This is a genomic window from Paenibacillus sp. JGP012, from assembly GCF_014203995.1.
Lineage (GTDB): Bacteria > Bacillota > Bacilli > Paenibacillales > Paenibacillaceae > Paenibacillus > Paenibacillus silvae.
The window spans coordinates 1-14,902 of record NZ_JACHKG010000050.1 but is presented as its reverse complement, the minus strand read 5'-3'; the positions used below and the strand labels follow the sequence as shown (position 1 = coordinate 14,902).

16 protein-coding genes are annotated in these 14,902 nt (G+C 45.5%); 10 read left to right on the top strand and 6 right to left on the bottom strand.

What is annotated here, in order from left to right; translation table 11 throughout:
* Positions 1-64: 64 nt before the first annotated feature.
* A complete protein-coding gene (locus HNR77_RS28955; protein ID WP_260410997.1) occupies positions 65-421 on the bottom strand; it encodes a DUF1304 domain-containing protein in 357 nt (118 codons plus the stop codon).
* A 266-nt stretch (positions 422-687) separates the two neighbouring features.
* Here HNR77_RS28955 and HNR77_RS28950 point away from each other — a divergent pair, with 266 nt between their 5' ends.
* Positions 688-1,221 (top strand): MOSC domain-containing protein, encoded by a 534-nt coding sequence (locus HNR77_RS28950; RefSeq protein ID WP_184191400.1) that lies wholly within the window; start codon positions 688-690, stop codon positions 1,219-1,221.
* 30 nt (positions 1,222-1,251) lie between these two features.
* On the opposite strand, the gene HNR77_RS28945 is transcribed toward HNR77_RS28950, so the two are convergent.
* Positions 1,252-2,097, bottom strand: coding sequence for an AraC family transcriptional regulator (locus HNR77_RS28945; RefSeq protein WP_184191398.1), 846 nt, complete (start codon positions 2,095-2,097; stop codon positions 1,252-1,254).
* Between the two features lie 155 nt (positions 2,098-2,252).
* On the opposite strand from HNR77_RS28945, the gene HNR77_RS28940 reads away from it, so the two are divergent.
* Both HNR77_RS28940 and HNR77_RS28935 read left to right on the top strand, forming a co-directional pair.
* Positions 2,253-2,702 (top strand): SRPBCC family protein, encoded by a 450-nt coding sequence (locus HNR77_RS28940; protein ID WP_184191396.1) that lies wholly within the window; start codon positions 2,253-2,255, stop codon positions 2,700-2,702.
* A 186-nt stretch (positions 2,703-2,888) separates the two neighbouring features.
* Positions 2,889-4,415, top strand: a complete 1,527-nt coding sequence (locus HNR77_RS28935; protein WP_184191395.1) for a methyl-accepting chemotaxis protein — start codon at positions 2,889-2,891, stop codon at positions 4,413-4,415.
* A gap of 146 nt (positions 4,416-4,561) precedes the next feature.
* On the opposite strand, the gene pyk is transcribed toward HNR77_RS28935, so the two are convergent.
* Positions 4,562-5,977, bottom strand: coding sequence for a pyruvate kinase (gene pyk / locus HNR77_RS28930; protein ID WP_184191393.1), 1,416 nt, complete (start codon positions 5,975-5,977; stop codon positions 4,562-4,564).
* 113 nt (positions 5,978-6,090) lie between these two features.
* Here pyk and HNR77_RS28925 point away from each other — a divergent pair, with 113 nt between their 5' ends.
* Positions 6,091-6,870 (top strand): helix-turn-helix transcriptional regulator, encoded by a 780-nt coding sequence (locus tag HNR77_RS28925; protein WP_184191391.1) that lies wholly within the window; start codon positions 6,091-6,093, stop codon positions 6,868-6,870.
* Positions 6,871-6,929: 59 nt separating this feature from the next.
* Here the strand turns inward: HNR77_RS28925 and HNR77_RS28920 are convergent, their stop codons facing one another.
* Entirely contained in the window at positions 6,930-7,604 is a 675-nt protein-coding gene (locus tag HNR77_RS28920; RefSeq protein ID WP_184191389.1) for a phosphatase PAP2 family protein, read from the bottom strand.
* A gap of 515 nt (positions 7,605-8,119) precedes the next feature.
* Here HNR77_RS28920 and HNR77_RS28915 point away from each other — a divergent pair.
* From HNR77_RS28915 to HNR77_RS28905, 3 genes are all read left to right on the top strand, one after another.
* Positions 8,120-8,356, top strand: coding sequence for a DUF6953 family protein (locus HNR77_RS28915; RefSeq protein WP_111269573.1), 237 nt, complete (start codon positions 8,120-8,122; stop codon positions 8,354-8,356).
* Positions 8,357-8,774: 418 nt separating this feature from the next.
* On the top strand, positions 8,775-8,975 hold the full coding sequence (locus HNR77_RS28910; RefSeq protein WP_024633772.1) for a cold-shock protein: 201 nt from the start codon (positions 8,775-8,777) through the stop codon (positions 8,973-8,975).
* Between the two features lie 184 nt (positions 8,976-9,159).
* Positions 9,160-9,387: a cold-shock protein gene (locus HNR77_RS28905; protein WP_111269572.1), complete on the top strand. Its 228-nt coding sequence runs from the start codon at positions 9,160-9,162 to the stop codon at positions 9,385-9,387.
* A 210-nt stretch (positions 9,388-9,597) separates the two neighbouring features.
* Here HNR77_RS28905 and HNR77_RS28900 read toward each other — a convergent pair whose 3' ends face one another.
* Positions 9,598-9,942, bottom strand: a complete 345-nt coding sequence (locus tag HNR77_RS28900; RefSeq protein WP_184191387.1) for a hypothetical protein — start codon at positions 9,940-9,942, stop codon at positions 9,598-9,600.
* 165 nt (positions 9,943-10,107) lie between these two features.
* Here HNR77_RS28900 and HNR77_RS28895 point away from each other — a divergent pair, with 165 nt between their 5' ends.
* Positions 10,108-10,839, top strand: a complete 732-nt coding sequence (locus tag HNR77_RS28895) for a class I SAM-dependent methyltransferase (protein ID WP_184191385.1) — start codon at positions 10,108-10,110, stop codon at positions 10,837-10,839.
* A 110-nt stretch (positions 10,840-10,949) separates the two neighbouring features.
* Here HNR77_RS28895 and HNR77_RS28890 read toward each other — a convergent pair whose 3' ends face one another.
* Complete coding sequence (locus HNR77_RS28890; RefSeq protein WP_145406724.1) at positions 10,950-11,594, bottom strand: GntR family transcriptional regulator; 645 nt, start codon at positions 11,592-11,594, stop codon at positions 10,950-10,952.
* Between the two features lie 490 nt (positions 11,595-12,084).
* Here HNR77_RS28890 and HNR77_RS28885 point away from each other — a divergent pair, with 490 nt between their 5' ends.
* Both HNR77_RS28885 and rocF read left to right on the top strand, forming a co-directional pair.
* A complete protein-coding gene (locus HNR77_RS28885) occupies positions 12,085-13,281 on the top strand; it encodes an ornithine--oxo-acid transaminase (RefSeq protein ID WP_184191384.1) in 1,197 nt (398 codons plus the stop codon).
* Positions 13,282-13,343: 62 nt separating this feature from the next.
* A complete protein-coding gene (gene rocF / locus HNR77_RS28880; RefSeq protein WP_311768690.1) occupies positions 13,344-14,327 on the top strand; it encodes an arginase in 984 nt (327 codons plus the stop codon).
* Positions 14,328-14,902 lie beyond the last annotated feature (575 nt).

Here is a 14,902-nt window from a genome sequence, read left to right as displayed (position 1 = left end):
GTTATTCTTCATACCTTATCATATCAGAGATGTAAAGTCGCAGGTCGCCACTGCTCTCCGGAAGTTACAGGAACAATACGAGCAGCAGAGCGATAATTGCAGGCAGGCCCTGCTTGATAATAATGGAGCGTGAAGAGGTTACTCCGCCGTAGAGAGCGGCAATAATGACACAAGCCAGGAAGAAAATTTGAATGTGCAGCCCTACACTGGCATCCGGATACACAAGTCCCCAGATCAAACCGGCGGCAAGAAAGCCGTTATACAAACCCTGGTTTGCTGCGAGAGCTTTGGTGGAGCTGGCAAACTCCGGAGTTGTGCCGAACGTTTTCATTGTGCGTGGACGAGTCCACATAAACATCTCCATAATCATGATATAGATGTGTTCAATGGCTACAAGAGCAACAAAGATTGTCCCGATCAAGAGAAGCACCCTGCTTTCTATTATGTAATTGAATTTACTAACGTACCTATTATATAAGATTAGCATACAGGTAGAAAGGGTCAAATAATTTTTCGCAATTAAATAGTGTATCATGAAATTGAATGATCATTGTCAGTCATTACTACCGCATAGAATGGGGATGATAGTTCTATCAGGTTCTGCAAATTGTCAAAGGTTCATAGATGGGGTAAGTAATTATCATAGCCAAAACAAGCCATATCGCACACAGAAGGGGAGGGTATACTATGGGAACTGTTCAATTTGTTCTGCTGGCTGATGATCCATCCACATTTGAGACAAGGGTTGTGCCCTTCATTGATATTGAACTCGCCGGAATTCCGGGTGATCGACACTACGGTTTGTTAAGACCGGCCGATTCCCGTCAGAAAATCTACAAACGCGGGACAATGATAGCTAATCGCAGGCAGATCAGCATTGTCTCCGAGGAAGAGTGTGCTTTGATTGCCGAGAAGATGAATATTCCAGAGGTTCGCCCCGAGTGGCTTGGAGCCAACATCCTGGTTCGAGGCATAGAGCGATTGACGGAGCTGCCCGCGGGCACACGCCTTCTGTTTCCAGATGGAACTGGACTGATCTGTGAAGGAGAGAACCTGCCCTGTGTACATCCGGGGAAAGTGATTGAACAGCACTATGGGCTGGAGGGTCTGCGCAAAAAATTCGTGCCAGCCGCACGCAAAAAACGCGGTATTGTCTGTTCAGTTGAACGTGAGGGTGTCATTAACACAGGTGACACCGTTGAAGTTATACGCCTGCCTTAGTATCCCGGCAGGCATATTTTGCATGGATCGTCATTCCAGACGGCTTCTGCTTTTATCAGATGGAACAGATTCAGACCCTTGCATGTATTCTTCGGGTGTGCTGCCAATTACGGATTTGAAGTCTTTAATAAAATGGGATTGATCGTGGTATCCCAGGTCCTGCGATAACTGGCTTAATTCACAGGTTAAACCTTGTTCTATGCATTCAGCCGCATTTTGAAGTCGATATAATTGAATTACGGTTTTGGGACTGAGGCCTACATACTGACTAAACAAACGCTGGAGCTTGCGTGTGTGCAGATTAAAACGGGTGGATAGCTCGTCTACTCTCAATATATCTCGATCCTGCTCGATGTGCTGTACGATGTTATGGATCAAGTTCGCTTCCCGATCCTCCGCAGGAAGACATGCGGACAGTACCTGGTCCATATGCTTAACCTTCTGTTCAAGCGGGATATCCCCCAGCAATACATCTTCAAGCGACGCGGCGCTGACGTCTAGCAGGCTGGATACCTCCAGCGGTTTTCCATAGAGTGTAGATACGGGAGCTTGAAGAAAGGGATAAAATCCTCCCGGTTTAAACTTTACACCGAACACATGATCTTTACCGTGAATAGAGTAAGTGAACTTTCGATCAGAAGGCCCGAAGAAAAAGGTTTTGTTTCGCTCAACCACCAGATTGACACAGGGATTGGGCACCACATGCTGAGGATATGATTCACTGCCTTCAAGATTCCAGGAAACCATCCAATAATGTCTGACAAAAGGTTTAAGTTCATCGGCCGGGAGCAGACGTGTCAGCTGATATTGCAGTTGTCCCTTATCCAGATGAAGAATTCCCAAAGAGGGAGTTATCTGCTGGTTTGTCCGTTTCATCCCTGCGTCCTCTCTTTCCTCATTCGATTTGATGATATCATTATAAAGGATAATCCGTTGTTGTCGCGTTTTTACAATACATGGTTTGGGTATAACGATAGGATAGAAATGAAGAAGTTACTATATGCTTGGTGAGATAAAAGGAGTGAACCGATGTGGTGTTAAAATATGAATTTTATATCAATGCAGGAAGAGAAGAAGTATGGAATGCCCTGATTTCCCCTGAGGGAACGCGCAGCAGCTTCTTTGGCAGTGAGCTTCGATCCAACTTTCAGCCTGGACAGCCATTTGCCTATGTCGGGCCGGGGAATGATGGGCAGGAAACGGTTCATGTATACGGGGAGATTCTTGAATTTGAACCGCTGTCCAGTCTAGGTTACCGTGAACATCCCGGACCTTCGTATCATGCCAATCATGCGGATCTCCAATCAAGGGTGCTCTTCCAGCTAGAGACTGTTGGAGAATGCACCAAGCTGACACTTACGAATGACGAGTTTACAGATAATCATCCTTCCTTCGCCAATGCACAGAATAGCTGGTGGATGATTCTGAGCAGCATCAAGACGTGGGTTGAGACCGGCAAAACGATAAACTTCGGGTGGTAGCAACCGGTTGTGCTTTTGCACCAATAACATTCTTTAAAAATTGAAAGAATCATCTAACAACGCGAATTTCTGCTTATGTAGCGGAAGTTTGCGTTTTTTTTATTATTTGTGACTTAAGCCCTACACTTATTGTCTTATCATGTCGAAATACATATTAAAATACCTTATTTAAGAGGGGATATCGAGATGTTTCTGAAACGTAACGAAGCAACCAAATCTAGTCGTGTGGATTCAAACCAACAGTTATTGGAGTACAGCCGTAATTTACTGGAGAATGCCAAGAAGGGTTTGTCGTGGACAGTCGAGAACGGCAATCTTGTTCAAGCGGATAATGAAATTTTGAAAAACATGCAGCAGGCTGTGCAGTTGATGCAGTCACAGCATGAGGCTATACATATGCGTCTTACCATGCTCAATCAAGCATTACATGTGGGTTTGTGGGAATCGGAGATTGTTGCAGGTGATCCGCTGGATCACAATAATGTCATTTCATTCTCAGATGAGTTTCGCGAGATGCTTGGTTACAGCAATCCAAAAGATTTCCCGAATGTGTACGAAAGCTGGACTAAATCGGTCCATCCGGAGGACAGACCTCATTTAACGCAGGAAATTATCAAACATGTAAATGATCCGAGCGATAAAGTGGGGTATAATGCGGTAAGTCGTATGATTATGAAGAGTGGAGAAGAACGCTGGTTCAGATGCCTTGGCCGACTCATGAAAGATGCTTCAGGTAAACCAATCAAATTGATTGGTGTAATGTTTGACATCCATGAGGAGAAGCGCAAGTCCGATGAACTCGAAGCGCTCGTAACGCGTTATGACCTGGTTAATCGTGCGCTCGTAGAGGCACCATGGGATATGACGGTGGTTGCTGGAGACGTGGTGAATCCCAACAATGAATTCTGGTGGTCGCCGCAATTCCGGAAAGAGCTCGGATTTAATAATGAAGAAGACTTTCCTAACGTATTCAGCAGCTGGAGCAGCCGGCTACATCCAGAGGATCATGATCGCGTAGTCAATGAGTTTGCCAAACATATGAATGACTACAGCGGCAGAACGCCGTATGATCTGGATTACCGTTTGCAGCGCAAAAATGGGGAGTACCGTTGGTATCATGCCGGAGGCGAAACGATTCGTGACGAGAATGGCGTTCCGCTTCGTGTTGCAGGAACGATTCGGGATATTACTTACCAGAAGAATAAAGAGCAAATTGTAGAAGCGATGAATCTGAAAACGAAGCAGTTGTCCGAATCCATCGAAGAGATGGTGCGTGGTATTAACTCGATTACGGATCAGGCACAGGAACTGGTTAACGCTCAGGAACTATCTGCTGATGCGGCAACTCAGGTGAGGGATAGTGTAGAGGATACAAAAAATATTACTGCGTTTATCCGTGAAATTGCCAGTCAGACGAATTTGCTCGGTTTGAATGCAGCCATTGAAGCTGCGCGTGCAGGTGAACTGGGTCTGGGATTCGGCGTAGTAGCAGGTGAAGTGCGGAAGCTGGCCGATCATAGCTCAGAGGCCACAGTTAACATTGAAGACAGCATGCAGAAGATGAAAACGCTGATTGACCATATTTTACAGCATATCGGCAACATGTCCACGTTGACTCAGAACCAGGCAGCACTGACACAGCAGGTGAATGCTTCTATGGATGAGATCAATAATATGTCACAGGATCTGGTGAACTATTCGCGCAACCTGTAGAACGATTTCAATTGAAATAAGATGTTTACACGGAACACTCCGATGACAGAATAAATAAGTACAAGGGAAAAATTAAAAAATCCACCGGGATTCAATCATCCTGGTGGATTTTTTAAGTTCATCCTATTTTGTAAGCACAATGCGTATTATACCTGCAGGATTTTAATCAGGTTTGTGTTACCGGATTGGCCGATCGGTACACCGGCAGACAATACGATGATGTCCCCTTTTTCAATGTAACCTGTTTTAATTGCGTTGCGTGTTGCAGATTCGAACATTTCATCTGTTGTTGTCACTTTATCACCCATAACCGGAATAACGCCGGAGAGCAGGCAGATTTTCGCCAGAACCTCTTCGTGCTGAGTTACAGCAATAATCGGAGCTTTTGGACGATATTTAGAGATCATGCGAGCCGTGAAGCCGCTCTCTGTTGAAGTGATAATCGCTTTTGCGTTCAGCACGAGGGAAGAGCTTACTGCCCCTTGACTGATGACTTCGGTAATATCAGCCACTTGCTGTGCCGATTTTTGATCGAATTGCTCTTTGTAGTCAATCATCGTTTCCGCACGGCGTGCAACTGCAGCCATCGTACGAACGGATTGAATCGGATATTTACCAGCAGCAGATTCACCCGACAGCATGACCACGTCTGCACCTTGCAGCACGGCATTGGCCACGTCACTTACTTCAGAACGTGTTGGGCGCGGGTTTACTTGCATGGATTCCAGCATATGTGTAGCAACGATAACCGGCTTGCCGGCTTTGTTACATTTATCAATCATTTCCTTTTGCATCATCGGGACATCTTCGATTGGCACTTCTACCCCGAGGTCGCCACGCGCAACCATGATCCCGTCGGATGCTTCAATGATATCGTCAAGGTTGGTCATGCCTTCCTCGTTCTCGATCTTGGAGATGATCTGTACATGCTCCTGACTGCGCTCTTTCAAAATGCTGCGGATTTCACGGATGTCATCCCCTTTACGAACGAAGGAAGCCGCGATAATCTCGATATTGTTCTCGATACCGAATCCGATGTGCATAACGTCGCGTTCTGTTACACCTGGCAGTGTCGTTTTGATTCCTGGCAGATTCACACCTTTACGTGGTTTCAAGATACCGCCGCTGATGATTTTACAGTGAATCTCGGAACCTTCAACAGACAATACCGTCAGATCTACCAGACCGTCATCGATCAGGATGCGATCTCCTGGCTTAACGACCAGATTCAATTCAGGATAGTTAACAGCGATGCGATCCACGTCACCAAGAACATCCTCCGTTGTCAGCGTCAGCTCTTTCCCGGCCTGAAGATGAACGGAAGCCTCTTTCAATTTACCGATACGAACCTCCGGACCTTTAATATCCATCATGATCGGTATATATTTGTTCAGTTCAGCAGCTGCTGTACGAATATTGTTAATCCGGTTTACGTGATCCTCCAGCTCACCATGTGCCATGTTCAAACGGGCCACGGTCATGCCTTCCTGAATCATTACTTTTAACGTTTCGATTGAGTCACAAGCAGGTCCCATGGTACAAATAATTTTGGTTTTCAACATGCTGATATCCTCCTCATATTTAGTGCTTATGTGTTTATTGTAGCGTTTTCTGTCGAATCAAGATATGAACTATAGTACAATGATTGGAGTATAGTCCGATATCGAGGTGTTATATGGTTACTCCACTTGAAGTCGTTCATATTAATGGTGTTGGCTGGTATGAAGAAACCGCGCAGCCACAAGGAATTTGGCGTCTTAGTCTGGTTACCTATGGAAAATGTGTATATTGGGTGAACGGTGATAAACAGATCATGCAGAAGGGGGAATTGCTGCTTATTCCGGGCGGGGTACCGTATTACGGCAAAAGCATTCCCACAGTTACGCATACGCAGATCGTTATTTTATTGAAGCAGGATGAGGCAGGAGGGCTACCTGCGCTTGAACAGCATCATGCCTTATGGCACAGACCAGGCTGTTACGAACTGCTTCATCAACGAATGAAATCCATTCAGCAACAATGGGAAGAACGGCCTTCTTATTATGTCATGATGAGCCAAGCCTTATTGATGGAAGTGCTGATTTATATTAATCGGGAGCTGGATCGCGGAGTGATTCCGCCGGAGAGGCATCGGTATGTGGAGCGAATGAAACGTTACATTGAACAGCATTATCGGGAAAAAGTAACGAAAGAAGAGCTGGGGGATGAGATTGGCAAGTCTCCCAACTATGCGGCTGCATTGTTCAAAAGCATAACGAATCAGACGATTAGCGAATACGTTCATGATCAGCGGATGAAAAGGGCACTGTACCTGCTCACCGAGTCGCAGCTTTCCATTCAGGAGATTGCCGAATTTCTCGGTTATCGTGACCTTTCTTATTTTTACCGTGTATTCAAGCGCCTTATGGGCAGTCCACCCTCTGATCTGCTGCAGGAACGTCCACCTGTAGTCTGAATGATGTGTGTGTACATGGATAACAAAAAAAGAGGGCTGCGGCCCTCTTTTTTTGTATGTTAAGCATTTCGGCTTGGCTGCTGCGTTGCTCTGAGTGGCTGCTTGCTTTTCTCTCGAGCGTGCCCCAGACGTTTGGCAAAAAGATGCACAGTCCAGTAGGCTGCTTCCGCAAACATAATGCCCCCTACAACGTCAAGCAGAGAATGCTGTTTCACAAATACAGTAGAAGCAATAATGAGCCACAACCAGACCGACCCGATGATTCGTATTGAAGGTTTGGCATTCAAATGTCGGTTGAGAATGATAAATAACAAGTAGCTGGTAAGACAGTGAACACTTGGAAAGCAGTTCACTGGTGCATCATTCGCATAGATAAATTGCACGAGCATACTGCTGATATCTGTTCCGCCTACTTCCGGGCGAGGAACGTACGAAGGGAACACGACAAAACAAACATTGGCGGCCATTACCCCGACGTTATACATAAGCAGTGTGCGCCAGTACAGTGATTTGTTGGTAACACCCAGATAGAGAAAACTTAGATACAGAATCGGCATCCAGCTGACGTACGGAAAAATAAATTCTTTAATGAACGGAATCTGTGTATCGATCCAGGCATAATTATAGAAGACATCGTCTCCTGCTTGACTGCCCAGAAACATGTAGATGGAGCCTTGTAATGGTATGCACAGAATAGCCAGCAAATGTCCCCAGCGTTGAAAGAATGCTTTCATAAAGTCCTCCCTGACCTAATATGCGTTTAACACATCGTTAACCGAGCTATATATAATAGACGCTAATCAGAGACAGCGCCCCTTCAATGGTTTAAATCTTAAGTAATACTATAATGGACAGATAACGGGATAAGCCATACCTGATTTTATGGGAAAATGGACATGCATAAGTCTCGTTTTTGTTACTTTCATACGTTATATGCTGTACTGTAGGCAGCATAAGCATTGGACTCCGTACATGGCTGAAGGTTCCGGTTGTGCTCTGCTCAGTATTATATTCTGTGAAACTTGTACGGGGAACACTCCCTAACGTTTCATTAAATCGTTCTGAAAGAGCACCCATCATATCGTTCTGAAAGAGCATTCTCATGCAGCCGAGCTTTTTTTCATCTTCCGCAGCTTGATTTATCTTCTGATTTTCCTGTCTCTTCTGTTGTCGTGTTATACTCAGTAGGATGGGATTCATGCTAGACAAGCACGATGACCCTCTATACGGATGAACGGCAGGTGAAATGATGGAAAAGACAGCCCAGGATGTTGCTGAATGGATGGTTGGTGAGATTAAGTTCACAGGCACGCTTCGGCAGGAGGCAGCTATAGAATATGTAAGAGTAAACTTTGGAGAACAGTTTGTTTTTGTTAACGAAAATGGCAATGCGTCCTTGTCCAAAGAGGTGAAAAAGGCATTCCGCAAGCTTCACGGCGGGCGTGTAGCTTGGGACCGCGATGCTTTTATGTGGGCTTGGACCTAGTTCACTTACCGCTGGAATCAACTTAGTTCTGTAGAGGTGTTTGGTTATGTTGGATATGCAAGAACAGAACATTTTTGCAAACCATGTATAAGTTGGAATGGAACTGCATATCCTTTCATAAGACCGCATATCGTTAGCTTCCTTTGGTGGCGACAGGATGGACCGTTTTTCTAAAATTTTAATAAACATGTATTTCCAAAGCTGTTTGAAAAGAAAATACAAAGGTTTGCTTTTTATATGGATTAGCGTTATACTAAGAATTAAGTTGTACAGAGCAGAGTGGAAAACCTAATTCACATATTGTAAAGGGCGATCACTTATATTTTATGACTGGTACCTTTTTCAATGTGTGAATTTTTATTTGCTTGCTGCAAAGAACAAAGGAACATGTTAATTTTTATTTGGAGGTGTAATTCACATGCAAAACGGAACAGTAAAATGGTTCAACGCTGATAAAGGCTTCGGTTTCATCGAAGTTGAAGGCGGAGAAGATGTATTCGTACACTTCAGCGCTATTACAGGCGAAGGCTTCAAAACGCTGGACGAAGGTCAACGCGTGCAATTTAAAATTGTACAAGGAAACCGTGGTCCTCAAGCAGAAGAAGTTGTAAAACTGTAATTAAAGCATAGCTGCCTTTAACATGTTATAATGGTAAAGGCAGCTTCTTTTTTTGAACATAGATGAAAGTTGGCCCAACCGTTGTCGAGGCAGAAGTTAGGCGGATGTTACACTTCCGCTAAGCAGTGGCTTTTGTGAAATAACGTCAGTAAGATGTGTTTCCATAACAAAGGGGGTAGAAGTCATGTATAATCGCAAAAAACCGATGGAAGAAATCCCACAGGCTGATGCAGCAATTTGGGAATGTACGAGTGATACGTGCAAAGGATGGATGCGGGACAATTTTGCGTTTGATAGCGTGCCTACTTGTCCGATATGTGCTTCTGAGATGGTCAGTACGACTAGGATGCTGCCATTGCTTGAAAATTCGAATAGCAATCTCAAAACGATGTCTAAAGGAAATCGGATTTAATATAGCTTACCCGCCTCTCACGAGGTGTTTTTTTTTTAGACACATCACACCCGCTGCGAGGTGCGGAATTAAATATGAATTTACTGGCATTCGTTGATGACGGATGCTTTTTTGTTGCAGGAAAAAGAACCTCTTGTTGCTCCGTGAATGGAACAACAAGAGGTTTTTTGCTTACTAATATAATTACAAGAACTATCTATTACGGATACCTTAGATGAACAGGAACGGAAGAAGGAATAGTGTTGCGATCAAGGCGATATCATAACCTGCTCCGTATCCGTAACCGTATCCACCACCATAAGGGTAGCCCCCATAGGCTGACGATTTGGCTTTTTTGGCTGAGGCCAATTTCTTTGTACTTACTCTGCGAAGCTGCTGCTTGGATTGGACAGCGCACAGGCGCGGACCTTGGAAGCATCCATTCAAGTACACCTTTCCATCCCGGCATCCTCCAAGTGTGCCATACATATGCTTGCCGTCTTTCATGACAAGACAGACAGGGCGTCCCATATGCGGTGACAAAGTTTCTTCACATACCGGATGAATTCTGTGCATGCATATCCCCCTCAATATTGCGGTTTGCCGCTTGAAATCAACGGTTTGTATATCATAGTAGAAATAGAACCAATTGGTATGGATGAGTACCCGGATTTTGGCATAGTCAGGCGCCGATTTTGTATTTACTCCATAGACTGGAGGGGGAAGGAAGGAGGGGAAAGTGTGGATTATCATGATCTGCTGGCTCGTCTGGGAGAAGGGAGTGCGCATCCTGGCGGATTCTCGGCAACACTGCAGCTGCTTGATTCACTTTCACTACCTGCTGGTGCTCATATTCTGGAGGTTGGATGTGGTACGGGAAGGACGGCATGTCATCTGGCGCATCAGGGATACCGGGTAACTGCGATTGATCTGCATCGTCATATGCTGGATAAGGCAGTGAGACGTGCGCGTAAGGAGCGGGTGGATGTGCGATTCATTCAAGCGGATGCTGCAGCATTACCTCTGCCCAATCATCAGGTGGATGTGGTGTTTATTGAATCCGTCACTATCTTTACACCGTGGCGCAAGACACTCACCGAGTATGCAAGAGTGCTGAAGCCTGGAGGATTACTGGTGGATCGGGAAATGGTTCTCTCAGGAAGGAAAACAGAGCTGATGAGCCGCAGGTTGAGGCAATTCTATGGTATACGAACGCTGGCGACCGTAGGGGCTTGGAAGAAAAGACTGAGGAGATGCGGATTCTCTCGCATTCAAGTTAAGGAGCACTCACGTACGATGGGTAAATGGGGCGTGGATCACGATCCTCTGCGTGAGATGGATATGAATTGGCTGGAGGATAAAAGAATACAGCGTATGAGTCGAACGAATGACAGATTGCTTCTGAAATACGGGAAAAGACTGGGGTATGCTGTATTTACAGCGAGAGCTCCAGTCGGTTCTGGTTCCGAATAAACGAAAGGCAGCCCACGATCGTTATGATCTGAGCTGCCTTTTATTTATTGAATTTGATGATTGGTAGGCAAATACCGTAATTTTAGCGAGATTCATTCAAAGCACGCATGTTAGAGCATATCGTTATCAATAATGCGCCAGTGATGTTTAAGCAGTGCCTCAAGCTGTGGTTTATCCTTTGCACGAAAAGCGCCTAGAATCTGTCGGTGCTCTTCGTTAACTTCATGCAGCACCTCGGATAGTTTCGGTTTGTTATCACTGACGTAAGATTGCCTTATGAAGCTGTTCTTAAGTGTGTTTAACATTTCAATAACGGTGGCATTCCCGCAGCGCTGGATGTAGAGATTGTGAAACAGATATTGATTTTTGCTGTATGCGGCCAGATCAAGCCGGCTGATGTCTTCATCCATTCGGGCAATCAGGGCTTCCATTTCAAGCAGTTCAGACGGTTTGAGCTGATCCACAGCAAGTGTAGCGGCGAGAGCCTCCAGCACACCAATGGCCTGAGAGAATTCAAGCTTCTTGCTTGTGTCAAAAGGAGCAACAATAAATCCCCTGCGCGGGATATACTGCAGTAGATTGTCAGAGGTGAGCTGAAATAAAGCTTCCCGGGTAGGGGTGCGGCTGATGTCCAGCTTTTTGCAAATCTCGGCCTCATTAATCTTTTGGTTGGGAAGCAGGGTCCCGTCCTGAATCTTCTGGGCAATGTAATCATAAACATGATCTTTCAAGGACCGATATTTAGGTACCTCCATACCAAACTCTCCCTTCTGTATGTATTGTGATATTGAATGGCTGAAAAGCCATGCAGGGCACGCCGCTCGGGGTGTTTCAGGTTTTAATCATCTTAACATCGAGGGGGGAGTTGGGCAAGCAAGTTCATTTTCCAGCGGGGGAGAAGACCGGGGAAATAATAGAACATTTTCTGGAATTATAATATAAAAAATGTTTAGAAAAGCGTTGTCAATTGCACATAGGTTTTGCTAGTATTATGGTTACAACAACGTATATCATATTATGTATATTGTATACAAATCACAGAATTATTCGCTTGCTCTATGATGCGTCAGATGAATGAGTATTTTAGGAACAAATTATTCGTTTCTTAGTTATATTTCTGTTAGTTGGAAGGTATTCAGATGAGGACATCTGCGGAAAAAGAGGAATGAAGTCGTAAAGGCGAGGCGGCTTGCATACATTGGTATTGTATTTTGTATACAATATTACGCGGAAGGTTGTGAGGACATGTCGGATACCGAAATGTTCATTCAATGGTCGGAAACCTATGCGGCACCTAATTACCATCCACTTCCTATTGTGATTGAGCGAGCAGAAGGTGTGTGGGTGGAGGACCCGGAAGGACGCCGTTATATGGATATGTTAAGTGCATATTCAGCCCTGAATCATGGGCACAGACACCCTGTTATTATTCAAGCGCTGAAGGAACAGGCAGATAAGGTCACCTTGACATCAAGAGCATTTCACAGCCATGCTGCGGCTATTTTCTACCAGCGGCTCTCTGCGTTTACGGGGAAGTCCAAAATACTAGCGATGAACACCGGGGCAGAAGCGGTGGAGACAGCAGTGAAGGCTGTACGAAGATGGGCATACCGTTGCAAGGGCGTAGCGGAAAATCAGGCTGAGATCATTGTATGCTCCGGCAATTTTCATGGCAGGACCCTGACCGTCACTTCTTTTTCCTCATCTCCAGAGTATAAAAAGGACTTTGGGCCGTTCACACCCGGGTTCCGCATCGTTCCTTATGGTGATCTGGAGGCATTGAAACAAGCCATCACACCCCAAACGGCGGGATTCCTTGTAGAGCCGATTCAGGGTGAGGCAGGAATCATCATACCACCGGACGGATATCTGGCAAAAGCGTTTGAAATATGTAAACAGAACCGGGTTCTGACGATGGCGGATGAGATCCAGACCGGATTTGGAAGAACAGGCCGCAGGTTTGCTGCGGATTGGGAGCACGTTGAGCCTGATATCTGGATCATGGGCAAAGCGCTTGGCGGTGGGGTAATGCCAATCTCGGCCATTGCTGCCGAGGCCAATATTCTTGATTTATTTGAACCTGGATCACACGGCTCTACGTTTGGAGGTAATCCGCTCGCCTGTGCGGTGGCGGTTGCCGCCCTGGATGTTCTGGAAGATGAGAAGCTTGCGGAGCGGTCAGAGCGGCTGGGGAATTATTTTATGAAACAGCTTCAAGGGATTCGTAGTTCAGTCATTCAGGATATTCGGGGTAAAGGTCTGTTTATCGGTGTTGAGCTGAAAAGTTCTGCGCGACCGTATTGCGAACGCTTGATGTCTGCCGGTTTGTTATGCAAGGAAACTCACGAAACGACGATCCGCTTCGCACCTCCACTAACGATCAAGGAGTCAGAGATTGATTGGGCTCTAGAGGTAATCAGAGAGGTATTATGTGACGCTTAACGAAAGTTTTTCACCCAGGAATGGTTAGCGTTCAACCACGACGATAAAAGGAGCTGGTACTGATGAAGAATGAGAACATTCCGGTCGCAGGAGCGCATATGAAGCAGGAGGGTGATGCCCGCCAGACCTCTCAAGCATCCGCCCGTCAGAAGGAAATAGCTCTGATTAAGGTTCCTTTCGGATTAGCCGGTGCGAGAAACGGGGCTGAACTTGGTCCGGATGAGCTTGTAACTGCCGGTCTGAAGCGGGAAATTGCGAGTCTGGGTTATCGACTGACCAGAGAAGTGCGTGTGGACTGTCCGGTTCAGCCCACTAACGTTCCGACACGTCGCCTTACGGCAAAGTATTTGAATGAAGTTCAGCAGGTAGCTGAGAAAGTGTGTCAGGAAGTATCAAGTACTTTGGAAGAAGGCGCATTCCCGCTTGTGCTTGGTGGTGATCATAGTGTAGCAATTGGAACGTTGGCCGGCTTAACAGCACATTACCAGAAGCTTGGTGTAATCTGGTTTGATGCCCATGCAGACCTTAATACGGAAGATCATAGTCTGACGGGCAATATGCATGGTATGAGTTTAGCTGCAGCTTTGGGCCATTCGACGTTTAACTTGTCACAGATTAGGGGGGCCGGTTCGTTTGTTGATCCATCTAAACTCGTATATATCGGGCTTCGTGATCTGGATCTATATGAGAAGCAGCAGATACGAGCAATGGGCATTCAGGCATTCACGATGCATGATATCGACCGATTGGGAATGAAGCACGTGATAGAGCAGGCATTGATTATTGCGGGGAGTGATACGGATGGTATTCATGTCAGCTTTGATATGGATTGTCTTGATCCACGCGAGGCACCTGGAGTAGGCACACCTGTACCGGGAGGGCTGAGCTACCGCGAGGCACATTTTGCAATGGAATGTCTGGCTTCATCCAATCATGTTGTGTCTATGGAACTGGTGGAGGTGAATCCACTGCTGGACCAGAACCGGCATACGGCGAGATTGGGTGTTGGATTGATCGCATCTGCATTAGGTAAAACGATTCTATAGAAGGAAGTGTGTTTTAGAGATGCTTTTAAGGGGAGAAAACGCTTGATAGAGAGTAACGCAGGGGAGCTGTGTCATGTATCGAAGTTGCTGGTGGATGATGAACGTGACTTCCCTGCTAGTCATGTGTGGCTTGGTGTCCAGATAAAGCTTGGGTGCATAGGAGTTAGTTATAGTTTCAAGGTGATGGGTGTAATCATTTATTATTCAGATTGAAAAGATTAGAGGAATGTGAGCGAGGAAGGGATGTGGATACATGGAAGAAACATTAGATGGGCTTTATAAACTTATTTGAAAAAAGTCTTGCATTATAAATTTGTACATGGTATATTCTAATTCCGGCCAAGAAAACACAGTTTACACGGTGCGGCAAGTAGCTTACAAAAGAGCTTCAAAAGAAGCTTGAAAAAAGAACTTGCAAAGTTGGTTCGGACATGATAAGATATAAGAGTTGCTGAAGCGAACGAGCGACAGTGACGAAATAAGTTTGATCTTTGAAAACTGAACAACGAGTGAGTAATGATCTTGCTTGCAAGATCAACAATGAGATTAACAATCTCGTCAGATTCAAAATGAGC